The sequence below is a fragment of the Kaistella solincola genome, from assembly GCF_000812875.1.
GTDB classification, from domain to species: domain Bacteria; phylum Bacteroidota; class Bacteroidia; order Flavobacteriales; family Weeksellaceae; genus Kaistella; species Kaistella solincola.
In genome coordinates, this window is record NZ_JSYK01000003.1 from 147,033 (window position 1) to 171,218 (window position 24,186).

Here is a 24,186-nt window from a genome sequence, read left to right on the forward strand (position 1 = left end):
TTAATTTAAAATCTACCTCACCTGATGAATATCCTTATTAGTACTGACCAAATTTATCTGCATGGCGGCATCGAAAAAGTAATGGCAACAAAGGTGAATTATTGGGCAAACCTGCCGGACACTAAGGTATTTATTGTCACCACAGAGCAGCGGGAAAATGCGCCCTGTTATGTTTTGGATTATAAAGTAAAGTTGATCGATTTAAATATCAATTACGACCGGTCAAAATCTTATTTTTCTGCGCATAACCTGAAAAAGTCCTTATCTCATTTCCGCAGACAGAAGAAACTATTTAAAGAATTAGAACCTGATGTTATTATCTCGCCCAATATTAATTTCGACCATTACTGGTTGCCCTTTATTAAAGAAAAATCAAAGCTTATTAAAGAACGCCACTCCTCTAGATATCAGGAAGCTGATAGACGAAAAAGTGCCTCATTTTTAAAAGGAATAAAATTCAGGCTGGATGACTGGATCGATTCCCGCTACGATCATATTGTGGTGCTCAATGAAGATGAAAAAAAATATGTAAAGTCAGATAATGCGGTGGTGATTCCCAATCCGGTAGCATTAACTGATCTTCGGGCAGATCTTTCTAAAAAACAGGTGATTGCAGCGGGTCGATTATCTCCGGTGAAAGGATTTGATGACTTAATAAATGCCTGGGCGGAGGTACACGCAGAATTTCCGGACTGGCAGCTGCACTTTTACGGTCAGGATTATTTGGGTACGCAGGCACAGCTGCAAAAGCAAATAGAGGTGCGGGGCTTAAATCGGTCAGTTTTTTTTAAGGGAAATGTGGATAATCTGCCTGAAACTATGACCCACTACAGTATTTATGCAATGACGTCGGAGACGGAATGCTTTCCTATGGTTTTACTAGAAGCTTTGTCGGTGGGGCTACCGGTAGTTTCTTATGATTCTCCACATGGACCGAAAAACATTCTTCTAAATGAGCAAGATTCTTTTCTCATTCCTTACAAAAAAATTGATATTTTTGCAGTGCACTTGAAAAAGCTTATAGCAGATGAGCGACTTCGCCGAAAATTTGGGCAGGAAGCAATCAAAAATGTACAAAGGTTTGATCTGTTAAATGTAATGAAGAAGTGGGAAATTGTTTTTCATTAACCCTAATTTAATTTATATTTTTGTTCGACTGGATACCCTTACCATTATATACTCCCACTTACTTTAATACTTTATTGTTGGTGGCATTACTTATTTTACTTCATGCCTCTCAGTATGATATAAGAGATCGAACAAGTATCGATTTTTTTAATATCACAGGTTATTTTTTGGTTGTTTTAATAATTTTGTTTATTGGATTACGACCTATTAGTGGTCGTTATTTTGGTGATACATCCACATACAATCAAATATATAGTTTAATGGAGAGTGGCCAAGAGGTGGAAATACGAAAAGATTTTGTATTCAATTACTTTATGAAATTCTGTTCTAATTTTATAAATATACATGGTTTCTTTCTACTGGTTAGTATTATTTATGTAACGCCCTGTTTGTTGTTTTCGAAAAAATATTTTGGACAATACTGGTTCTTTGCCTTCTTTATGTTTATCGCTTCCTATTCTTTTTGGTCATATGGTACAAATGGTCTACGAAATGGTTTGGGTACAGCATTTTTCATTCTTGGTCTCTATTTTTATAACAGAAAGAGAGTAATGTATATTTTCTTCGCAACAGGTTATTTTATGCATGCTTCAATACTAATACCGATTGCAGCATTTCTCGTTTCTGGATTTTATAAAAACCCAAAAGCTTACTTTTATATTTGGCTGGCAAGTATACCACTTTCTCTTGCGGGAGGAAGTGCATGGATCTCATTTTTTGGTTCTCTCGGCATAGCTGAAGATAGAACGGCAGGTTATCTTACTGACGCGGAAATAAATCTTGAACAATTTTCACAAACTGGTTTTCGATGGGATTTTTTGCTGTACAGTGCGTCTGCCGTTTTTGCAGGGTGGTACTTTATTTTTAAGAAGAATATCACTGATAGGTTTTATATACATCTTTTTGGCATATTTTGTATTTCCAATGCCTTTTGGATTCTTGTTATTACAGCTGCTTTTAGCAACAGATTTGCCTACCTCTCTTGGTTTTTAATGCCGGCTGTTATTGCCTATCCCATGTTTCGATATAAAATCTGGAATGATCAGTACAAAATATTTGCACTTATTTTATTCGCCTATTTTATGTTTACTTACTTCATGAATGTTATCAAATAATGAAAAGAATTACCGTTTTCACTCCAACGTACAACAGGGCATATCTCCTACCACGACTCTATGAGAGTTTGTGTAACCAAACGTCAAAAGATTTCCTTTGGCTCGTGATCGACGATGGTTCTTCTGATGATACCGGAAAACTCATTCAAAAATGGCAATCTGAGAAAAGAATTGAAATTCAATACCATTATAAAAAAAATGGCGGCATGCATACGGGTCATAATGCAGCCTACAAAGTCATTGCTACGGAATTGAATGTTTGTATCGATTCTGATGATTATATGCCGGATGATGGTGTTGACAAAATTCTTACATGCTGGTCGAATATAAAAAATAAAGACAAAATATCTGGAATAGTCGGGTTAGATGCAACTGCCAACGGACAAGTTCTTGGCAGTAGAATGCCGGCAGACATTACGCAGGGATCATACCACGACCTTTACACAAAATACAAGGCTACAGGTGATAAAAAATTTGTTCTTAGAACTGCAGAAGTTAAAAGATTCCCTCTTTATCCCGAGTACAAAAATGAAAAGCTGGTACCCTTAGGTATTTTATATATAATGATGGGTGAAAAAAAACCATTTGTTTTTTTAGATGATGTACTGTGTATTGTGGAATATCAGGAAGGTGGATCTTCAAATACTATATTTAAACAATACATGCAATCTCCCAGAGGTTTTGCCTATGCCCGACGTATTGGTAAAAAATACAGTGATAATTTGTTTCGAAATCTGATCCAATCCATGCATATCGGCGTATCTGCAATATTTGCAAATGATTTATCCCTACTCCTCAGTGGTCCTAAACTTTATCAAAACTTATTGATGTTCCCTTTTGCTATACTATTGGCTATTTTTATAAAGTTAAAATAATATGAAAAAAATTTATAACCGATATATTCGTATAATCGAAAATTTTCTAGGCCAAAATCAGTATTTGAAAATGTGGGTTGCGGAGCATTATGCGCTACGGAAAAAAAGAAATTTGACCAAAAATGTGAGATGGAGCAAAGATCAGGAAAAAGAGTTTAAAAGTTTTTGGAAAGACAATTATAAAGTTATCAATAGTGATGGGGTAAAATTTTTTCAGGCGTTTAATGATCAGTTCAATGCTGAGTACATTCCAGACTATCTCTATGCTACTGAAATAGAATCAAAATTTAATTCTTATCTCTATTCAAAAATTTATAGCGATAAAGGCTTGCTGGATATATTATATAAAAATAAAACCAAAGCACTTACTCCCAAAACTATCCTTTTAAATAGCGAGGGAATATTGTATAATTCCGAGCGCCACATTATAAGCAAAGAAGAAGCGAAAGATATTTTATCATCAGTAGAGTCCGCCGTCATAAAACCTACCGTTGGTGGTAATTCAGGAAAGGGAGTGATTGTAGGTACATTTAATAAGGACGGATTCGATACAAATGAAGATTTTAGCATTTTTTCCCTATTATCTCAAGAGCAGAAAAATTTTATTGTGCAGGAAAAGATTACACAATCTGATGAGCTAAACAAACTTTATCCCAATTCGATTAATACATTTAGAGTAATAACCTTTGTTGCCGACTCGGCAGTTCATTTAGCTCCTATAAGTTTACGGTTAGGAAGTGGTGGGAATGTCATCGATAATATCCATGCAGGCGGCTTAGTAGTCGGATTAGATGAAAAAGGTGAGTTGATGAAATACGCTTTTCAACTGGGATACTCCAATACGAAAAGAAGATTCACCGAACATCCTGATACCAAGGTAAGCTTTCAAAATTTTAGAATATCTGGACTATCAGATGTAATAAATTCTGCTAAAAGACTGCACGAATTTACACCCAATGCTAAAATAATTTCTTGGGATTTTACAATAAATGAAAAATATCAGCCGATTCTAGTTGAAGCTAATTTTTTAGGACAGTCAATTTGGTTCAGTCAAATAACTTCGGGTGAAAGTATTTTTCGGAAATATACGTCGTCAATTTTGAAACAACTGTAAATGGAGTTGATAAGAGTATTACAAGTAGTCGTAAATATGAATTCAGGCGGCATCGAAAATATGTTGATGAATTTATATAGGGAGATGGATAAAAGTAAAATTCAGTTTGATTTTCTCCTTCATTCAGAAAGCAAAAGTTTCTTTGAAGATGAAATCGTAGCACTTGGTGGTAAAATACATCGGATAAAGCCGCTGCGAATTCATAATTTAATGAGTTATCAATCAGATCTGGCTGAATTTTTTCAACAAAATTCTTATAAAATTGTTCATTCTCATATTTCAGTATGGAGCTATATTGTTTTAAATGTAGCAAAAAAAAGTGATGTACCAATTAGAATTGCCCATTCACATGAGGCCCATGATTCCATATGGGATCACCGCTTACATCGTGTTCCTTTAATATTCTCTCTAAAAAAAGTAATTAATAGACCCCTAACGCACCGATTTGCATGTGGTCAGGCAGCTGGAAAATGGCTTTATGGTAGGGAGAATTTTAATGTGATAAATAATGCAATTGATGCGAAAAGATTTACTTTTACAAAAGAGGATTCTGTATCGATTAAAGAATCGATGAATCTAAAAAATAAATTTGTATTTGGCAATGTGGGAAGGTTTAATACCCAAAAAAATCATTCTTTTTTGCTGGAGGTTTTTAAAGAGCTTCTCGCAAAAATTCCAAATGCATACCTGCTTTTAGTGGGAGAAGGCACACTGAAAGAATCTATGGAAAAATATATTAATGAAAATAATTTAAGTGATCATGTTATGTTTTTGGGAGTGAGGAGAGACGTAGATAAGATTCTTCTTGCAATGGATTATATTTTAATGCCGTCTCTTTTTGAGGGATTGCCAGTGTCACTCGTTGAAGCACAGGCGAGTGGTATCAAAGTGTTTGCATCCGACAAAATCTCATCCGAAACCGATTTTACCGGTCTGGTTGACTTTATTAGTATTGAAAATAAAAATATATGGGTTGATCATATTTGTAAAAATTTGGAATATGACCGAGAAGATACTTTTATAAAAGTGGTTAATGCCAATTACGATGTTAAAGCGAATGCCGCTGTTTTGACGAAAATTTATGTGGATGCAGTAACTAATAGTGAAAGTAATGAAAGATAAAATTTTTCGCCTAATCCCCGTTTTTATTCAGGAATTATTGATTGCGATCTTTAACTATAAAGCTTATAAGTTAAGGTATGGTTCGAAATACAAAGAATACCGCAAACTTTTTCGTAAGAACCGAACCTTGACGAGAGGTGAATTAACAAAATTTCAGTCTCGCCGTTTTGACAAGATTTTAAAATTTGCAAAGGAAAATACCAAGTATTACCTGGAATTTCAAACAGTAAAAATTCAAAACCTCGTTACGCTGCCTCTTCTTTCCAAAGAAAATCTTCGCAAGGACACCACTGACTTCTTCACAATTTCTAAAAAAGCAGGCATCGTTTCAAAAACGGGTGGGACTACAGGGAAATCATTAGAGATTCTGTTCACACCAGATAATATGCAGGAACGTTTTGCTATGCTTGATGATTTTCGGTCCAGGTTCGGATATGAACTGGGCAAGAAGACTGCATGGTTCAGTGGCAAGAGCTTGCTCACAGAGCGGGATTTGAAAAAAAACAGATTTTGGAAAACAGACCACTGGCACAAGGTGCGATATTATTCAACCTTTCATATCAGTCAGAGGTATCTGAAATATTATGTAGAAGACTTGATAAGGTATCAACCTGAATTTTTGGTTGGTTTTCCGTCCACCATTCTTGAAATTGCAAAATATGGTGCTGAAAATGGCTATCAGTTTCCGGAAAATACAACTAAAGCTATTTTTCCCACCGCAGAATCCATCAATGAAGACATGCGGAGCATTATTGAAAGTTTCTTTAAAACAAAAATGTATAACCAATATGCTTCCTCGGAAGGAGCACCCTTTATTTTTGAATGTTCCGAAGGGAGATTACATTTGGAATTGCAAAGTGGTATTTTTGAAGTATTGGATGATAATGATCAACCAGCAAAATCTGGTCGATTGATCGTCACTTCTTTTACCACAGAAGGTACGCCCCTAATCCGTTACGATATTGGCGATTCGATTTCGCTAGAAAACGAAGAAAAATATTGTACTTGCGGCAATAACAATCCGCTTGTGAAAGAAATTTTAGGGCGTATTGATGATTTTGTTTATTCCCCCGAAAATGGGAAAATTAATTTGGGAAACGTTTCCAACACGCTTAAAGATACGCACGGTATTAAAAAGTTTCAGGTCATTCAGGATGAATTAAATAAAATTAAAATCTTACTCATCATTGATCAAGCAGTTTATTCTGAAAAAACTGAACGCACTTTTCTTCACAACTGGCGCGATAGGGTGGGTGCCAATATGACGATCGACCTGGAGTATGTTGGAGAGATTCCCGGTGAAAAGAGCGGAAAATTCAGAATGGTGAAGAATAATATTAAGCATCTAATTTCTTAATATTTTTCTTTCCCTTCCTGTCCCTTCCCTTCTCTATTGAAAAAATCAATTACCGTTAAAGGTGCTTTATATACATCTTTCAAATAATAAATATCTCATTTCTTGAAAAAACTCCTCCGCCTCACCACCGTTCCCATTTCCCTTGACAAACTTTTAGGAAAGCAACTGTCTTTTATGAGTCAATACTATGAGGTAACGGCCATATCCGCCGATGCACCAGAACTTGCGCGTGTGGCGAATAAATATGGTGTGAAGCATCATCATATTGAAATGACCCGTCAGATTTCGCCACTTCGGGATGTAAAAGCCCTCTGGCAGTTTTACCGTTACTGTAAGGCAGAAAAACCTTTCATCGTGCATTCGCATACCCCAAAAGCAGGAATTGTCGGAATGCTCGGTGCTAAACTTGCCGGGGTGCCCAACCGTCTTCATACCGTAGCAGGTTTGCCGCTCATGGAAGCTACTGGCGTCAAAAGAACAGTCCTCAATTTTGTGGAGAAGCTTACCTACGCCTGCGCCACCAAAGTTTACCCAAACTCACAGGGGCTTTATGAATTTATACTTAAAGAAAAGTTTGCGGAGCCTTCTAAATTGAAAGTTCTGGGGAAGGGCAGCAGCAACGGTATCGATACGGCTTTTTTCAGTCGATCTCAAGTCCCGGAAAAGCAACTGCAGGAACTCCGACAGTCTTTGAGTATTCTTCCTGACGATTTTGTATTTATATTTGTCGGCCGCCTCGTGGGCGATAAAGGGATCAATGAACTGGTGCACGCTTTTAAGGAAACCAACCTTCCTCAAACAAAACTTCTGCTTGTAGGCCCTCTGGAAACTGACCTGGATGCTTTACTTCCGGAAACATTAAAAGAAATCGAAAATATCAAATCAATCATCAGCGCCGGATATCAGGATGATGTCCGACCATATTTTGCCATCAGCGATGCCCTTGTATTTCCGTCGTATCGTGAAGGTTTTCCCAATGTGGTCTTACAGGCCGGCGCCATGGAACTTCCAGCTATTGTTTCTGACATTAATGGTTGTAACGAAATAATAATCAATGGAGAAAACGGTCTAATTATTCCCCCAAAAAATGTAGACGAGCTCAAAGACGCCATGTTGAAATTGCTTAATGATAAAGAACTGTACAATAAACTTAAAAAAAATACCCGTCCGAGAATCGTTAAAAATTACGAACAGTCTGTGGTATGGCAGGCAATTTTGGAAGAATATAAAACATTATAAATGGATAACAAAATACTTTTTCTCCCTGGCTTAAATGGAATTAGAGCATTTGCCGCAATGGGAGTCTTACTCTCTCATATAAATTTATCATTAAATAATTTTGGCCTTAAAAATGCCTCTTTTTTTGGATATTCTGCTAATGGTAAGCAAAAAGGATATGTTCTTGGGGAGCATGGAGTGACAATGTTTTTTGTATTAAGTGGCTTTTTGATTTCTTTTCTATTATTGAACGAATACAAAAAAATTAATACGATTAAGGTTAAGGAATTCTATATAAGGAGAATTTTACGGATTTGGCCCCTGTATTTTTTGTATATAATTTTAGTGGGCATCTGCTACTATTTATTTTTAAATCTAAGCTTTAATTATAATCTAGTTTATTATTTGTTTTTTGCAGCTAATGTCCCATTTGTAAATGAGGTTGCTTTACCCGCTATGGATCATCTGTGGTCAATTGCCGTAGAAGAACAATTTTATCTATTTTGGCCCTTTCTTTTTGTATTCTTGGTGAAAAACGGTAAATTCAGTACCTATCTCATAGGTGGTATTATATTTCTCTCCATTTTCAGAATTTTCATATGGTATATTGCTCCTTTCTCGATAACTGCTTTGTATTCAGTAGTCAACAGATTCGACTGTATGTTCTTTGGAGCAATGGGTGCATACGCTCTCTATAAAAATTTTCGAATAATTGATTTGCTGGGTAGCAGATTAAATCAATTATTTTGCTTAATAATATTAGCATTGCTGATATTAAATAAATTCTGGTTTATAAACTCAATTATAGAAATTTTTATTGTAGAATATATAACCTTGGGATTAATAATTGGACAAATAAAGGTTAAAAACAGGATAATAAATCTTGAAAATAAACCATTAAATTATTTAGGTAAAATATCTTTTGGTGTTTACGTATATCATCCTCTAATAATTCTTATATCTTCACATTTTATTAAATATAATAATCAGATCAACGGAGTTTGGTTTTTAATTTTTATTTTTTTCATTGTGATTAGCGCAACACTTGTGGTATCTCATCTGAGCTTTTTTTATTTTGAGAAGAAATTCTTAAAATTAAAACATAGGTTCTCGATTGTTAAATCAACTAACGACCCACAAGGTAAATAACCACACTAAATAATTAAAATTATTTTGCAAAAGTAAAATGTATTTTCTTTGAGTTAAAAGAATTAAGTATATAAGGTATGCATATTTATAGAAATCATATTAAAAGATTCATCGACTTCCTTGCTGCCTTGCTTGGACTCATTTTGCTCAGCCCATTTTTTTTATTCGTGATGATCGGCCTTTTTTTTGCGAACAAGGGCAAACCCTTCTTTTTTCAGCTTCGGCCGGGCAAAAATGAAAAACTTTTTAAAATCGTCAAGTTTAAAACAATGACAGATGAGAAAGACTCCCACGGAAATTTATTGCCAGATGAAAAACGCCTGACCAAACTCGGTCAGTTTGTACGCAAAACATCCTTAGATGAAATTCCGCAACTTATCAATGTTTTGAAAGGTGATATGAGTCTTATCGGACCGCGCCCGTTGTTACCGCAATATCTGCCGCTTTATAATGCTTTACAGCGCCGTCGCCATGAGGTCCGTCCTGGAATTACCGGCTGGGCACAGGTCAACGGACGGAATGCTATTTCCTGGGAAGAAAAGTTTAATTTTGATGTCTGGTATGTGGAAAATGTCTCCTTTTTTCTCGATATAAAAATACTCTTTTTAACGGCGAAAAAAGTAGTGGTCCGAGAGGGAATTTCGGCTTCAGGTGAAGCGACCATCACTCCTTTTAAAGGTTCAAACATTGAGTGAAATTATGGAAAAGGTAATCATTATTGGCGGTGGCGGACATGCAAAAGTACTTATCGATTGCATTGAAAGCGAAAATAAGTTTGAGATCATTTCCGTGCTGGATGATAATCCGGATTTGCATGAAATCTTAAATTATAAGGTTCTGCGCCGTACTGAATTAAAATCTCAGAATAACGTAAAAATCATCTTGGGGATCGGTAATAATATCACCCGAAAAAAAATTGCAGAGGAATCAGCAGCCGATTATATTACAGCTGTTCATCCTTCCGCTATAATTTCGAAATATGCTAAAATAGGCAAGGGTACCGTAATTTTCGCCGGAGCCGTAGTGAACGCTGGTGCTGTAGTCGGCGATCATTGCATCATCAATACTGGGGCGATCATAGAACATGACTGCATTATCGAAGATTTTGTACATATCTCACCAAATGTCGCATTGAGCGGCGGCGTCAGGATTTGTAGCGGCACGCATGTCGGAATCGGGGCTAATGTTATCCAGAATATAACTATAGGTTCCAATGTCACCATAGGCTCCGGCGCTGTCGTAATCGCCGATATACCAGATAACTGCACCGCTGTTGGCATTCCCGCAAAACCCATAAAATCCCACTGAATACTTGCTCCTAAAACGCCTCTTTGATCTTGTTTTTTCCCTCCTCGGACTTTTACTTTTAAGTCCGCTTCTTTTTTTTATGGCCTTGCTTGCCGCCTGGGATACCAATTCAAATGGTTTTTTTCATCAGGAAAGAGTCGGGCAGTATGGCAAATTTTTTAATATTATCAAACTGCGCAGTATGGATGCAAAGACCCATTCCATTTCTTCCTTTGGCAGATTTCTGCGGAAATCGAAAATCGATGAGTTGCCGCAACTTTTTAATGTGCTGATTGGCGATATGAGTTTTGTAGGACCGCGACCGGATATTCCGGGTTATTATGATTTTTTGACGGGTGAAAAGCGCAAAATTTTAGAATTAAAACCGGGCCTGACGTCCGAAGCGAGTCTGAAATATTATGATGAAGATGCTCTTCTCGCGCAGCAGGAAGATCCTTTGCGCTACAATGACACGATACTTTTTCCGGACAAAGTGCGCATGAATCTGGAATATTATTACAATCGCAGTTTTCTAGGTGATTTAAAAATTATCGCGAAAACTTTTTTCCGGCAATTTTAGCCCTTTTTTTGCCAAATTTTTCATTTCATCTTTTCCTTAAAAATGAAAGATGAAGTATTTTAAAATACAAAATGAAAATCTCACACAAACAACTCCCGAATTTCCTCCACAGTAACTTTACCGAAATATGCCGTTAAATCAATACTTTTTAGCAGATTTTCTATTTCAGAAACGTCATGCTTTTTGCCGATAAGCTGGCTTTCGAAATCTTCAATAGGCTGCGAGGCGAAAAAATCACCGAAAATCTTGGCTTTCTCAATGATGCCGTGCACCACATCGAGGTGAATTTCAATAAATCCAGCCGGAATCTTAACTGCTTTTTGAAAATTATACTGCGGCGAAAAACCAAAATTCCAGTCCCAGGTCTCGTATTTTTCTTTTTGAAGTTTTTCAATTCCTGCAATATCTTCCGGCGTTAAAGTGTATTTTTCTGCCTGCGGATTGTTTTCCAGGATTTCTTCGCGCAACCAATCTTTCAATTGCTCGGTCGTGGTTTCTGCTGGTAAATACTCGATGAGGTTCGTCACGCGCGAGCGCGTTGATTTGATGGCTTTATCAATGAATTTTAGCGGATTTACCTTCAACGCATCAGCTAAAACTTCCATTTCAGAGTCCAGCAAAATGGTGCCGTGCTGGATCATTTTTCCGTGTCTTGCAAGTTTCGCGTTGCCACTGAATTTCTTGCCGTCCACCAGCAGATCATTTCGCCCTTTCAGTTCTGCCGGCACACCCAGCTTATTCAGCATGGTAAGAACGGGTTTTGTAAAAACCGAAAAATCGCCGAAATCATTCTGACCCAACAGCGTGTGGAAAGAAAAATTCAGGTTTCCCAGATCGTGATACACCGTGCCGCCTCCAGACATGCGCCGCACAACTTTAATTTCCTTTTCGCGCACATAATCCAGATTGATTTCCGCCAGGGTGTTCTGAAATTTTCCCACGATGATCGAAGGCGCGTTTACATAAAGCAGAAAAATATCTTCCGTGGGGAAATGCGTGAGCAGATATTCTTCGGAAGCGATGTTGAAATACGCATTGGTAGAAGGCGAGTCGATGAGAAGCATAAAAAAGATTTTTCCCAAAATTACAGCATTTTTGTGTCATATTTTTTCCGTGTGTTGCGCTTTTTCTGAACAGTGAAAAAAATTGCCACCAAAAGGCAAAAAAATTCATTTTGTATTTTAGGCGCTTTCGGTAAAAAGCAAAAAATAGGGCAAATAGCACCGAATTTTTCTCTGGCGCTGATAGACTTTTAAACATTATAAATTGCAAGCTGAAAGTCATTTGCAGAAAAAAATGCTGTTTGAACGGCAAAAATTTGAGTTTACCTTTTAAAATTGTAACTTATTGTAAGGGATATTAAAGTCGATGATAAAACATTCAAGGTAAATGTAACGATTGCAGATTCACAAAAAAATGTTAATTTAAGGTCGAATTTTTCAGGTATCTTAGCAATGAATGATTTCTAAATATCTCATTTTCTTTAGATAGAATATAAAATTTAACAGTTTGTCTTCGGAAAAATTTTAGTTTGTAAATTATTTTAATGTAACTTTACGCCAATTATTACGCTGTTTTCTGACCAGTATTCTTGAGCTATTCCGCGTGCAAACTCCAACACGCCTGCAAATGGAGATTCATCCGTAAACAAGGTAATAATCTTAGCATTTTTTTGAAATTATTAACAGTTAACAATTAAGTAAAAAACACAAGGATTAAAGGTTCTTTCAGGTAAAGTTATAATTTGTAAAGCACAGGAGTACTTTATAATGGAAAACAGAACTGAAAGGTTTTTAATTAAATCTCTAAAAAAAATTTATTATGAAAGTAAAATTACTTACTAAAAGTTTAATGCTCCTCTTAATGACATTTTTTATGTCGTTCGGCATGGCAGAACTACCCGCCGGGCCAAAGGGTGAAATTACAAATCTTGTAGTGTCCGGACCTATTTGCGCTGGCGGTACAGTTGCGGTTACTTTTACTGCACAAAACGGTAACGGTGTACCGGAATATTTTACAAGCGGTACTATTTTCCGACCGTATATTAGTGAAGTGGGTGGTGCAGGAACATTCACCGCATTGCCGATATTTACTATAGCAACTTTGCCCGCAGATGGTTCTAATCAAGTCATATATAACCTGACCGCACAGATTAGCATACCCTCAGGGTTAACGGCTGGTCAATACAAGATATCTTTAGGATCTGGCGGACCTGGTTCAGCTTCAGCTGATTATCCTTATATCATTGGAACACAAAGTCCCGCTAACACAACCATTCTTTCTGGTACATTTACAGTAACGGATCCACCAAAAGGCGGCACCATAACGCCAGCAAATACAGCTATTTGTTCAGGTGGAAATAGTGGGCCGTTAACCGTATCCGGTAATATAGGCACTGTAGTACGTTGGGAAAAAACAGTAAGCCCTTATACAACATGGGTTACGGCTGATAATACTACTACCAGTAACACGTTTACCTCTGGTACAATTACTCAGACAACTCGTTATAGAGCGGTAATTAGTAATGGCAGTTGTGAAACTTTCAGTTCGGTTGCAGAAATAAGAGTAAAACCTTCTGTAGTAATTACAAAGCAACCCGTTTCAAGTTCTTATTGTCAGGGTAGCACCCCGCCAACTTTGTCAGTTGAGGCAACCGGAGAAGGCGTAAAGTACCAATGGTATAGCAATACGACAGCAAATAATTTCGGCGGCACGCTAATTAGCGGCGCAACCAATGCTCAATTTGCAGTGCAACCATCTGGTACAACTCCACGGTATTTTTATGTAGTTGTGTCTGATACATGTGCACAACCACAAACTTCTGATGTTGTTACTGTAACAGCGTTTTCGCCACCGGTTATCAACACGCAGCCAGTTTCTCCGGGATCATATTGTGGAAATTCACCGGCGACTACTTTAAGTGTAAGTGCGACAGGTGCAGGAACTTTAACTTATCAGTGGTATAGCAATACTACTAATAGTACTACAAATGCTACGCTAATTCCGAATGCCACTTCTGCAACGTATACAACACCGGCTGCGACAAACCAAACCGTATATTACTTTGTGACAGTCACTGGACAATGCTCATCTACAAACTCTAATATTGTAGAAGTAGGAGTGGGCGCTGAAAACGTTTGGAACGGCTCAACGTGGAGCAAAACAGGAAACGACCCAAATATGCCAGGTTACACTGCGGTGATCAGAGGTGCATATAATGCTGCTGTTCGCGGCAATATCAACGCTTGTAATATTACGGTTGATCCTAGTTACACCTTAACAATTGGTGCTAATAGCAGTGCTACAGTTCAAAACGCTATTGTAAATAACGGAGAATTGATCGTTGAAAGTGATGGTAATCTTAAACAGATTAACCCAAGTGTGGTAAACTCGACGTCTATTAAGGTTAAACGCGCTTTCACTCTTACAGATGCTAGACAGGAATTTATCTTCCTTTCTTCGCCTGTAAAAGGGCAGAATATGTTTAATATTTTCGGGGACACTCAGGGAAAAATTCCTTACGTATTGGTATACAATGAAGCCACCGATTATTTTGTGAATGCTAAAGAAGCAGATTGGGCTATTCCAGGACGTGGTTTTGCCATTCAGGAACCGGCAATACCCGCGATAAATCCTACGAATAGCGCTACGGCAACTTACACCGGAATTCCTAACAATGGATCGCAAACAGTTGCTTTGCCGTTCAAGGAACAGTATTATGGTTTTAATGTTGTAGGAAACCCATATCCTTCGAATATTGATTTGCTTAAATTATATGCCGCTAATGAAGATAACATTGATTCCGATTTCAAATTTTGGGATAAAACGGTAAATAATATCTATGAGCAGCAAGGTGCAGACTATACACAGAATGCTTATGCAATTTATAACGCCTTTTCAGGGGCAGGTTTAAAGGCACCGGGTTATTCGACTACAGTTGGTACAAAAACACCAACAAATATTGTAAAAGTTGATCAGGCATTTATGATTCAGGCCTCGAAAGTAGGACAAATTGTTTTCAACAACGATATAAGAACAGTTGAGAATACAGGTGAATTCTTTGGTAAAGAAGTGGGTCGCGATATTTATTATCTAGAAATGACTACACCTGCTGGTACGGGTATGCAAAACGCCATCGCTTATATGCCTGAAGTCGGAACTACGGCTTTTGGTAAAGAAGACAGTGAAGTTCTGGGCTATAATGCGTCAGATGCTTTATACAGTATTTTAGATGATGTGAACGTGGTGATTAATGGCCGTGGCGCTTTCAGAGCAGATGACGTTATCAAATTGGGAACTGCGCATTTCAACAAGGGTTCGCACACCATCAGAGCGATTGACCTGCAAGGGATTTTTGCTACCGGACAGGCGATTTACCTGAAAGATAAAGTAACCAATATCATTACTGATATTTCTAAAAAAGCATACACTTTTGATGCTGCAGAAGGCGAATCAAACAACCGTTTCGAAATCGTTTACCAATCTGAAGCGCTTGCAACCGACAACGTAACAAAAGGCGGTCTGGTAGTTTACAAAGAAGGAAACAGTTTCTTCGTACGCGGCGGCAAAAAAATGCGCACCGTAGAAGTTTATGATGCAACAGGCAGAATGGTGAAAACATCGCCTGCGTCTTCGGATAACTTAGAGATTGTTGCTGACTCATTTACGCGCGGACTTTATGTCTTGAAAGTGAAATATGACGATGGAACAGTACAGACTAAAAAAGTACTTAAATAATTTTTAAACCCTCTTCGGAGGGTTTTTTTTGAAATGTATTTTGAAAAAAAAGCGGCTTAAAAGCCGTTTTTTTTGTTTTTCCTGAAGTCAATATTTTAAAAAATATGCCCTTTTTACAGCATAAATTTAAATGGTAATATTTCATCATCTTTTTCACAATTAAACGATTGTTTCATTATTATTAATGATGAATTATATTAAATAAACATATATCGTTAAAAAAAATGTAAAAAAGGGCTAAAACACCCTGTTTTTTCATAATGGTAATTCTTTAGTTTTGCTTTCAAATATTATAAGATGAAAACATTACTACTTACGAGCTATACCTTTCTAACAGAATCCGTTGTAAAACGCAAAAAGAAGTTCCTTTGCCTTCATTTATTTCTGCTCCTGCTGGCGCCGGTTGAGTGTTACAAGGCTGAAACTATTTTGACCCAACCAACCTCCTTCTCCCTAAATGATTACCGCACTATAGGCGGCAACGGCCAGCTTTGGTCTAATCCTTTAATTTGGCAAAAATTCAACGGTACATCCTGGAACGCAGCTGGCGCTGATGGACTTCCACCTGCTACAGCTTCTGTTTATATCTTTGGCTACGTCGATACCAGCGGAACGCGTACTGCCGACAAAATATTCGTGGAGGCGAACGCAACTTTAACTGTTTCGGAAGCAACGGTCTCTACCACGCAGACATTAGTGAAATCGGGTGGTGTACTGAAATTAAATGCTTCTTTCACCAACAGGGGAAGTTTTGAACTTGAAAACAACGCCACGCTTTTCATTAATTATTCCGGCGCGAGTGGCACCGCACCGCTTTGGGATGGAAGTGAAAAATTCAACGCCGGCTCTACGGTACATATTCAGACCTGGAATTATACCGCAGCTAATCCTGCGAATCGTGTGGTGCAGAATCCGAGTCAGATCACACCGAATGCGGACGGTTATTATTTTGGAAACCTTGTAGTTTACGCAACGTCCACCGCGGCTTTCTATTTAATAAAAGGTGATCAGGAAGTGAATCTTTGCCAAAATGATTTTACGCTGACCGGTACGGGCAAAAATGTAGTTTTAATGGATGGTTCTGCGACAGTTCGCATTGCTGGTAATTTCTATGTAAACGGTTCGCAATTAAGCCTGGCTGCCACAGCTTTAGGAACTCCGACCGTTTTTGTTGGTGGAAATCTTTCCGTGCTTTCGGGAATTCTTGATTTAAACCAAAGCAAATCTGACCAGGCTGTATCTACTTTGAATCTCCGGGGAAATCTTTTCGTGGCTTCCGGCGCCCTAATAACAAGTACGGATAACAACAGCAAATTTATTTTCAGCGGAACTGGTGATGGTGTTGCTTCCGCACAAACAGTTGATGTTTTCGACAGTTCAAATGCAGGCAACAGCTACATCGATTTTATGGTCAATTCCGGCGCTTATCTGAAATTAGTGAACAGGAATTTTGGTTTGGGTACCAATTCCTCTCTGGTTCTCAGCAGTGGTGCAACGCTGGATTTCAGTTTTAAAGATGCGGTGGCGCTTAACGTGGTGCGGTCTACGACTACTGGCGGCGGTGCAACATCGCTTCAGATGTTCGAGGCGCAGGCGGGAAGTACTTTAAAAATATCTTCACCCGAAGGAATTATTGCAGGAAGCACTGTTTATACGGGGAATGTGCAAGTAGGTGCGGCAAAAGCAACCAGAATTTTCAGTCCTGGCGCGAATTATATCTACGTGGGTAAAGCCAGCGCGCAGCAAGTGGCAAGTACGGGTGCAGATCAGCTTTCAGGGAACGGTTTCCCCGCCCGTTTTCTTTCCGGAAATATTTTAATCGATCTGGATACCAAATCTTCAGGGAATGATGACGTAAGTTTTATGGCGCAGGGCCTCCATAAGTTAATGTCTACCGGCACATTGAAAATTTTGAAGGGAAAAGTTATCGACAAAGCTGGAAATGGTTTTGAGGATGAAAGTGGTGAAAACGGGAATTTTATGATGATAGACGGTCGGTATCAGACCTTGCGGAGCGGCACACAACCTCCATGCGGCGGAATTTATACGCTCAGTGGCGGTATAATTGAATTTGCCGGTGATGCGGATCTAATCATCCGCGATAAATCCTATTTAAATGTAGAAGTCTCCGGCTCGAATGTGTCAATCGGTGCAGCTGCGAAAGGTTTAGAGTTAATGCCGAACGGAAAATTTACGGTCAAAAAGAATGCAACGCTTAAAATCGGGAATGCTGAGGGTTTTAGTGGCGGTGAAAAAACAGCAATTAATAAGACCAATAATCCGGCGATTGTTTTAGAAGATTTTTCCACCATCGAATATAACAAGGCCGCAAATCAGACCATAACACCTTTTAATCCGTTAACCAGTGACGAAAGCAATGTTTCGACAGGCGGGTATTATAACCTGAAAATTTCAGGTAACAATGGGAATTTGGAAAATGGCACCGCAAAAAGATTGTCGGGGACTAATGCAGTTTACGTCCGGAATGATGTTGAAGTGGCCACAGCTGCACGTTTAATTATTGAGGCTGGACAAACGCTGACGGTTCGGAACGCAATTGCAAACTACGGCGGCTCACCGACCAACTTCATTGTAGAAAGTGACGGGAATTTGGTACAACTTAATGCTGCCGAAAACATTACACCAATTTCCGTGCGCAGGATGCATACACTTTCTAGTGAACGGAAAGAATTTATGTTTCTTAGCTCGCCAGTGAAAAATCAACATATGAAATATATTTTCGGAAACACGCCTTCCAATATTCCGTACGTAACTGTTTATAATGAAAAGACCGATTACTTCGTCTATGCCAAAGAAAGCGATTATAAAATACCCGCAAAAGGATTTAGCATCCAGGAGCCAGTTAAAACATATGCCGATAATGTTGCTGAAAGCCTTGCTTATAATGAAGCAGAATATAAAGGAATTCCGAATAATGGTAATATCGACTTGCCTCTGGCGTGGACCGACCTTAATCATGGGTATAATGTCGCAGGGAATCCTTATCCTTCTGATATGGATATAGTTGCTTTGTATAATAATTCGGTGTCAAATAACAATATTGATCCTACCTTTTATTTTTGGGATAATACCGTGAATGATATTTATACGCAAATGGGCAGCGATTACAGTGGTTACAGTTATGCACTGTTTAATACTGCCGCGGGACCCGCTGGGTATGGAATAGCCGCTCCAGGCCGGAAAGAAAAAGAAGGTGATGTAGCAGGGACAAAGATTCCCAGCCGTTATGTAAAAGTTTCACAAGGTTTTATGATTCGTGCGTTAGATGCCAATGCATCTTTGAAATTCAATAATACCATGCGAAAAAAATCCCCTAATAACACAGAATTTTTTGGGAAATCATCAGCCACTGATAGTTTTCGTCTGGAAATGACTTCCTCTGGCGGAGTACAACTTCAAAACGGATTTGTCTATTTCGAAGCTGGAACTAATGACCTTGGAAAAGAAGACAGTTTCCTGCCAAATACTGAAGCGTCTGACGCTGTTTTTAGTCTTGTGGAAAATGAAAAACTGGTAATCAATGGAAAAGGTCGTTTTACTGCTGATGATAAAATCGCGTTGGGAACCAAACACTTCGCTGCGGGGAAATATACCTTCAAAACGCGTCATAAAGAGGGTGTTTTCACCAGAGACCAACCGATTTATTTAATCGACAAACATCTGAAATCAGTAACTAATCTTAGTAAAGAACCTTATGAATTTTTCAGTGATGAAGGCCAGTTTCTGGATCGGTTTGAACTCGTTTACCGTTTAGAAAAAACATTAGGTACTGGCGAGAAAGAAAAATCTGGTTTACTTATTTATAAAGATGGACAGGAAATGATAGCACGCCTTTCCACTGAAAAAATTAAGATACTAGAGGTTTTTGATATCACTGGGCGAAGTATTTATAAAAAGGAAGATTTAACGAATGAAATTCGCTTTAACATAAGTTCCTTAGTTAAAGGCATATATATTGTAAAAGTAGTAGCAGGTGCTGGTAAGATATTTTCTAAAAAAATCAGAAATGATTAAGGAAATAATCAAAATTTAAATTAATGTTATATATTTGTAAAAAATAAAATGATGCGTACATTCTTAATAATCTTCTCACTTTTCGTTTCTACGGTAATGTTTAGCCAAGCCAGTACGAATCCGTTTGCAGGTGAAAATACAAATACTACTTCCGGAAATCGATACTCTAGTCCTCAAGGATTAAAACCGAGCGATGATAAAATTCAAGCTCTTGGGAGACCTGAAAATCCTGGTGAAAATCCTCCGGGTGGTGGAAAAGGAAGAGGTGGGAACCCGGCTAAGCCGTTGCCCATAGATGATTATATACCTGTTTTTCTTGTGGTAGCTGTTGCTATAATTGTTTATAAAGGCCGAACACTTTCAAAGTTGCATGCTTAATTGGTAGAGAATCGTTTTTTACTCCTTTTCACTTGACGGTAAAATATCAAGCCTAATTTCCTACAAATAAATAATGAAAGAAAAAATTTGGTTGTCGTCTCCACATATGGGAGGACGGGAGATGAAATATATACAAGACGCTTTCGCTGAAAACTGGATTGCGCCTTTGGGTCCTAATGTAAATGGATTAGAAAATGATCTCGAAAAATTTTTAGGTCAGGACTTACATGTTGCAGCGCTCAGTTCCGGAACTGCTGCACTTCACTTATCACTTATCTTACTGGGAGTTGAGCCTGGCGATTACGTAATCTGTCAAAGTTTAACATTTTCCGCTTCAGCTAACCCTATCGCTTATATTGGTGCAAAGCCAATTTTCGTGGATAGTGAAAAAGAGACGTGGAATCTTTGTCCAAACGCCGTTGAAGAAGCCATAAAATTTGGTATCGCCGAAGGCAAAAAGCCCAAAGCGATCATCGCTGTTGCTTTATACGGCATTTCTTATAAAGTTGATGAAATTACCGCGTTATCAAAAAAATATGACATTCCTGTAATTGAAGATAGCGCCGAAGCACTCGGTAGTATGTATAAAAATCAGAAATGTGGCACCTTTGGTGATTTAGGGGTATTGAGTTTTAATGGAAATAAAATTATAACGACCTCCGGTGGTGGCGCATTGACCTTAAAGGATAGGGAATTTAAAAAGAAAGCAGTCTTTCTCTCCACCCAGGCAAAAGATGATGCGCCACATTACGAGCATACGAGTATTGGGTACAACTACCGCATGAGTAACATCTGTGCCGGCATCGGGCGAGGCCAAATGGAGGTTTTAGAAGAAAGGGTTGCGCAACGCCGTGCCATGCATGCCTATTATAAGGGTCTTTTCAAAGATAATCCTCACGTTACACTGCACGAAGAGCCAAACGAAGATTATTTCGCGAACTACTGGCTGAGTGTTGTACAAATCAATCCGACTTCGCCGGTAACGGTCGCGGAAATGATACACCGCTTCCAGCAGGAAAATATTGAAACCCGCCCAATTTGGAAGCCGATGCACTTACAGCCGATATTTCATGATGAAGCATATTTTGGGGGTCAGTTAGCCGAAAAATTATTTAATAATGGTCTGTGTTTACCTTCCGGGTCTAACTTAAGTGACGCGGACCGAAATAGGATAGCACAAGTTGTTCATCAAATATTTGCTTAAATCTCCCAATTTAATTTACTTATATAGAATTGCCAAAAAACACATTAATAACCAAAGCTTCTCACTGATCAAAACTACGACCAGGTTTTAAAATTTTTAATTGTTTTTCTTAATGAGCATTCGTAAACGCATTCACGACAAAATATACAGCGGAGACAACTTAGTAAACATTTCTGATATCAGGTATTTACCCCGCTGGGTAATTCTTGTTTTGGACGTCTGCATTTTAGCGGTAGCAATATATTTTTCTTGCTATATAATTGAACGGCTTACTTTTGGGGCAGAAGACGTCTTTTACAATGATGTGCATATGTACCTGCTCATTATTTCTATTGCCGTCTTTTTTATGTTTACGTTTCGCACCTATGCGGGAATTATTCGGCACTCTACTTTTATAGATTTATTTAAGCTTTTTCTAGCTATTTTTTCCACCACGCTTGTGGTAGGTTTGGTTACTTTCGGATATTTTCTCCTGGAAGGTCAGCGGCTCATCTATATGTCTATTCCGTTTCTTGTACTTTTTTCCGCAAGTTCTTTTATCCTGCTATTTCTTTTCAGATTATCAGTTAAAGAATTCTTTCATATCGTTCGGGAGTTTCGTCGTAGCAGTACGAAGAAACGAATCCTCGTGCTTGGCATCAGCGAACAGTCTGTTGCAATTGCACGTGCAGTTCTGGACAATCCAAACCTTCCGTACCAAATTGCGGGTTTTGTCACACAACGTACCGATTCTAAAAGAGCAAGCCTTTTGGGAAAACCAATTTATAGCCGTGACCGCATCGAAAACAGCACAAAACAAGCATTAGTTATCGATGGTATTTTGCTGATGAAAGAAATGCTCAGCAAAGAGGAAATGAATTCCTGGGTAAACCTTTTTTTAGAAAAGGACCTCCAAATTTTTAAAGCTCCGACTTTACAAAAACTCCGAAACAATGAAGACGGAAATTTAAAGGCGCTTCAGATTGAAGATTTACTGAACCGTAAACCGATAAAAATCGAAAACGAAGATGTAAAAAAACGACATTTCGGAAAAACAATCTTGGTAACAGGTGGCGCCGGTTCCATCGGTAGTGAAATTGTGCGTCAGGTTGCGTTGTTTGAACCTGAACTGATCGTAGTTCTCGACCAGGCAGAAACTCCTTTGTATGAAATTGAGCTGGAAATGCGCGAAACCTATCCGATGCTTGCTTTCAAATTCGTATTAGCAGATATTTCGAATAAGCACCGCATAGAACCATTGTTTCAGAAATACCATTTTTCAATGGTTTATCACGCGGCAGCTTATAAACATGTTCCGCTGATTGAAGAGAATCCACACGAAGCGATTTTGGTAAATATTTTAGGAACAAAAAACCTTTGTACTTTAGCATCGCAATACAAGGTGAACCGTTTTGTAATGGTTTCCACCGACAAAGCGGTAAAGCCAACCAATGTAATGGGAGCCAGCAAACGTACTGCAGAGTTGCTGGTACAGGCACTTCAGAATACGAAAAACAACGAAACTAAATTTATTACCACCAGATTTGGAAATGTTTTAGGATCGAACGGGTCGGTTATTCCACATTTTAAAAGGCAAATTGAAAACGGAGGTCCGGTTACGATCACGCATCCCGAAATCGTACGTTATTTTATGACGATTCCTGAAGCTTGCGACTTGGTTTTACAGGCTGGAACCATGGGGCAAGGTGGTGAAATTTTCGTTTTCGATATGGGCGAACCTGTAAAAATCATCGATTTAGCAACCAGAATGATCAAGCTTTCCGGCTATGAGCCAAATATTGACATTAAAATTATTTACACAGGTTTACGACCGGGCGAAAAGCTTTATGAAGAACTGTTAAGCGACGACGCGAAGACAATGCCGACGCATCACGAAAAAATCATGATTTCCAAAGATCCGACCATGGAATTTGCCACAATTGACCGATTTTCAAACCAAATTATCCGCGCTACAATGCGGAGAGAAAAAGTGGAGGTTGTACAAATTTTAAAAGACATTGTGCCAGACTATAAGAGCAATAATTCAATTTACGAAGTATTGGACAAGTAATTTAGAATTGTATATTTGCATAAATTGGTAAATTTAATGATGAACAGGAAATTTTGGTTGCTATTTAGCGGTATTTTACTCTTTTTACATTCATGCAAAACAAGGGATAAAGCAGATGATCTGAATTATATGCAGAATGCAGAACAAATTGCTACTGCAGCTGCCTCCTCGCAACTTAACACTGTTCAAAAAGGTGATCAACTGGTTATTTTCGTGACAGCGAAAAATATGGAGGTGGTAAAACCCTTCAACCAGGCTTATTATTCCTCGCAGAATTCTATTTCTACTACACCTTCAAGCTCAAATTCTACCGAAAAAACCTATCTGGTTAATTCCGAAGGAGATATTGATTTTCCGATTCTGGGTGCCATCAATACCACCGATAAAACTTTAGAGGAAGTAAAAAACGATCTTACGCAGCGAATCACTGCATACGTTAAAAATCCTACTGTAACGGTGCGTTTGGCAAACTTCAAGGTTACTGTACTTGGAGAGGTAACCCGCCCAGGACAATACTCGCTGCCGGAAGTAAATCCTACTTTGTTAAGCGCGATTGGTATTGCAGGTGATCTTACCATGTACGGTAAGCGAGAAGATATTTTAATTGTTCGAAATGTAGACGGCCAGCCAACAAAAGAAAGACTGAATTTATTAGATGCTAATTTTGTTAATTCTCCTTATTTTTATTTAAAACAAGGCGACGTAATTTATGTTTCTTCCAATGAAACAAAAGCAAAAATTGCACGTCAGGACCCGAACACAAGCATCTATCTTGCGGTAGCAGGTACAATCATCGGTCTTGCAGGTATTTTCATTACGATTTTCAAAAAATAAATA

General features: G+C 38.3%; 18 protein-coding genes. 17 read left to right on the plus strand and 1 reads right to left on the minus strand.

What is annotated here, in order from left to right:
• The first annotated feature begins 24 nt into the window (after positions 1–24).
• The 11 genes from OA84_RS04725 (at position 25) to OA84_RS04775 (ending at position 10,945) form a co-directional block, all read left to right on the plus strand.
• Positions 25–1,128 carry a glycosyltransferase gene (locus OA84_RS04725; protein WP_039343188.1) on the plus strand — a complete coding sequence of 368 codons (1,104 nt, stop codon included), beginning with the start codon at positions 25–27 and terminating at the stop codon, positions 1,126–1,128.
• A gap of 20 nt (positions 1,129–1,148) precedes the next feature.
• A complete protein-coding gene (locus tag OA84_RS04730; protein WP_039343190.1) occupies positions 1,149–2,243 on the plus strand; it encodes an EpsG family protein in 1,095 nt (364 codons plus the stop codon).
• Positions 2,243–3,118, plus strand: coding sequence for a glycosyltransferase family 2 protein (locus tag OA84_RS04735; RefSeq protein ID WP_039343193.1), 876 nt, complete (start codon positions 2,243–2,245; stop codon positions 3,116–3,118). Before OA84_RS04730 ends, OA84_RS04735 begins: the two co-directional genes overlap by 1 nt.
• A 1-nt stretch (position 3,119) precedes the next feature.
• A complete protein-coding gene (locus OA84_RS04740) occupies positions 3,120–4,232 on the plus strand; it encodes a sugar-transfer associated ATP-grasp domain-containing protein (RefSeq protein WP_039343197.1) in 1,113 nt (370 codons plus the stop codon).
• On the plus strand, positions 4,233–5,354 hold the full coding sequence (locus tag OA84_RS04745; RefSeq protein WP_039343200.1) for a glycosyltransferase family 1 protein: 1,122 nt from the start codon (positions 4,233–4,235) through the stop codon (positions 5,352–5,354). It abuts the gene before it with no gap.
• A complete protein-coding gene (locus tag OA84_RS04750) occupies positions 5,344–6,711 on the plus strand; it encodes a phenylacetate--CoA ligase family protein (RefSeq protein ID WP_039343202.1) in 1,368 nt (455 codons plus the stop codon). Before OA84_RS04745 ends, OA84_RS04750 begins: the two co-directional genes overlap by 11 nt.
• A 102-nt stretch (positions 6,712–6,813) precedes the next feature.
• Positions 6,814–7,950 carry a glycosyltransferase family 4 protein gene (locus OA84_RS04755; protein ID WP_039343205.1) on the plus strand — a complete coding sequence of 379 codons (1,137 nt, stop codon included), beginning with the start codon at positions 6,814–6,816 and terminating at the stop codon, positions 7,948–7,950.
• Entirely contained in the window at positions 7,951–9,078 is a 1,128-nt protein-coding gene (locus OA84_RS04760) for an acyltransferase family protein (protein WP_039343207.1), read from the plus strand.
• Between the two features lie 83 nt (positions 9,079–9,161).
• Positions 9,162–9,773 (plus strand): sugar transferase, encoded by a 612-nt coding sequence (locus OA84_RS04765; protein ID WP_039345700.1) that lies wholly within the window; start codon positions 9,162–9,164, stop codon positions 9,771–9,773.
• A 4-nt stretch (positions 9,774–9,777) separates the two neighbouring features.
• Entirely contained in the window at positions 9,778–10,386 is a 609-nt protein-coding gene (locus OA84_RS04770) for an acetyltransferase (RefSeq protein ID WP_039343210.1), read from the plus strand.
• Positions 10,387–10,390: 4 nt separating this feature from the next.
• A complete protein-coding gene (locus OA84_RS04775) occupies positions 10,391–10,945 on the plus strand; it encodes a sugar transferase (RefSeq protein ID WP_039343212.1) in 555 nt (184 codons plus the stop codon).
• Between the two features lie 80 nt (positions 10,946–11,025).
• Here OA84_RS04775 and OA84_RS04780 read toward each other — a convergent pair whose 3' ends face one another.
• Positions 11,026–12,009 carry a lipoate--protein ligase gene (locus tag OA84_RS04780; protein WP_039343214.1) on the minus strand — a complete coding sequence of 328 codons (984 nt, stop codon included), beginning with the start codon at positions 12,007–12,009 and terminating at the stop codon, positions 11,026–11,028.
• 1,573 nt (positions 12,010–13,582) lie between these two features.
• On the opposite strand from OA84_RS04780, the gene OA84_RS04785 reads away from it, so the two are divergent.
• The 6 genes from OA84_RS04785 (at position 13,583) to OA84_RS04810 (ending at position 24,183) form a co-directional block, all read left to right on the plus strand.
• Complete coding sequence (locus tag OA84_RS04785; protein WP_169743480.1) at positions 13,583–15,682, plus strand: Ig-like domain-containing protein; 2,100 nt, start codon at positions 13,583–13,585, stop codon at positions 15,680–15,682.
• Between the two features lie 297 nt (positions 15,683–15,979).
• Positions 15,980–19,717 carry a T9SS type A sorting domain-containing protein gene (locus tag OA84_RS04790; protein ID WP_039343219.1) on the plus strand — a complete coding sequence of 1,246 codons (3,738 nt, stop codon included), beginning with the start codon at positions 15,980–15,982 and terminating at the stop codon, positions 19,715–19,717.
• Between the two features lie 48 nt (positions 19,718–19,765).
• Positions 19,766–20,095: a hypothetical protein gene (locus OA84_RS04795; RefSeq protein WP_039343222.1), complete on the plus strand. Its 330-nt coding sequence runs from the start codon at positions 19,766–19,768 to the stop codon at positions 20,093–20,095.
• Positions 20,096–20,168: 73 nt separating this feature from the next.
• Complete coding sequence (locus tag OA84_RS04800) at positions 20,169–21,299, plus strand: DegT/DnrJ/EryC1/StrS family aminotransferase (protein WP_039343226.1); 1,131 nt, start codon at positions 20,169–20,171, stop codon at positions 21,297–21,299.
• 112 nt (positions 21,300–21,411) lie between these two features.
• Positions 21,412–23,349: a nucleoside-diphosphate sugar epimerase/dehydratase gene (locus tag OA84_RS04805; RefSeq protein ID WP_039343228.1), complete on the plus strand. Its 1,938-nt coding sequence runs from the start codon at positions 21,412–21,414 to the stop codon at positions 23,347–23,349.
• A 129-nt stretch (positions 23,350–23,478) separates the two neighbouring features.
• Complete coding sequence (locus tag OA84_RS04810) at positions 23,479–24,183, plus strand: polysaccharide biosynthesis/export family protein (protein ID WP_233701822.1); 705 nt, start codon at positions 23,479–23,481, stop codon at positions 24,181–24,183.
• Positions 24,184–24,186 lie beyond the last annotated feature (3 nt).

Excerpts from the sequence above, each read along its gene's own strand:
- OA84_RS04810 (WP_233701822.1), top strand. The coding sequence starts at position 23,479 with ATGCAGAATGCAGAACAAATTGCTACTGCAGCTGCCTCCTCGCAACTT.
- OA84_RS04760 (WP_039343207.1), top strand. The coding sequence starts at position 7,951 with ATGGATAACAAAATACTTTTTCTCCCTGGCTTAAATGGAATTAGAGCA.
- OA84_RS04805 (WP_039343228.1), top strand. The coding sequence starts at position 21,412 with ATGAGCATTCGTAAACGCATTCACGACAAAATATACAGCGGAGACAAC.
- OA84_RS04745 (WP_039343200.1), top strand. The coding sequence starts at position 4,233 with ATGGAGTTGATAAGAGTATTACAAGTAGTCGTAAATATGAATTCAGGC.
- OA84_RS04800 (WP_039343226.1), top strand. The coding sequence starts at position 20,169 with ATGAAAGAAAAAATTTGGTTGTCGTCTCCACATATGGGAGGACGGGAG.
- OA84_RS04750 (WP_039343202.1), top strand. The coding sequence starts at position 5,344 with ATGAAAGATAAAATTTTTCGCCTAATCCCCGTTTTTATTCAGGAATTA.
- OA84_RS04770 (WP_039343210.1), top strand. The coding sequence starts at position 9,778 with ATGGAAAAGGTAATCATTATTGGCGGTGGCGGACATGCAAAAGTACTT.
- OA84_RS04790 (WP_039343219.1), top strand. The coding sequence starts at position 15,980 with ATGAAAACATTACTACTTACGAGCTATACCTTTCTAACAGAATCCGTT.
- OA84_RS04795 (WP_039343222.1), top strand. The coding sequence starts at position 19,766 with ATGATGCGTACATTCTTAATAATCTTCTCACTTTTCGTTTCTACGGTA.
- OA84_RS04735 (WP_039343193.1), top strand. The coding sequence starts at position 2,243 with ATGAAAAGAATTACCGTTTTCACTCCAACGTACAACAGGGCATATCTC.
- OA84_RS04725 (WP_039343188.1), top strand. The coding sequence starts at position 25 with ATGAATATCCTTATTAGTACTGACCAAATTTATCTGCATGGCGGCATC.
- OA84_RS04740 (WP_039343197.1), top strand. The coding sequence starts at position 3,120 with ATGAAAAAAATTTATAACCGATATATTCGTATAATCGAAAATTTTCTA.
- OA84_RS04780 (WP_039343214.1), bottom strand. The coding sequence starts at position 12,009 with ATGCTTCTCATCGACTCGCCTTCTACCAATGCGTATTTCAACATCGCT.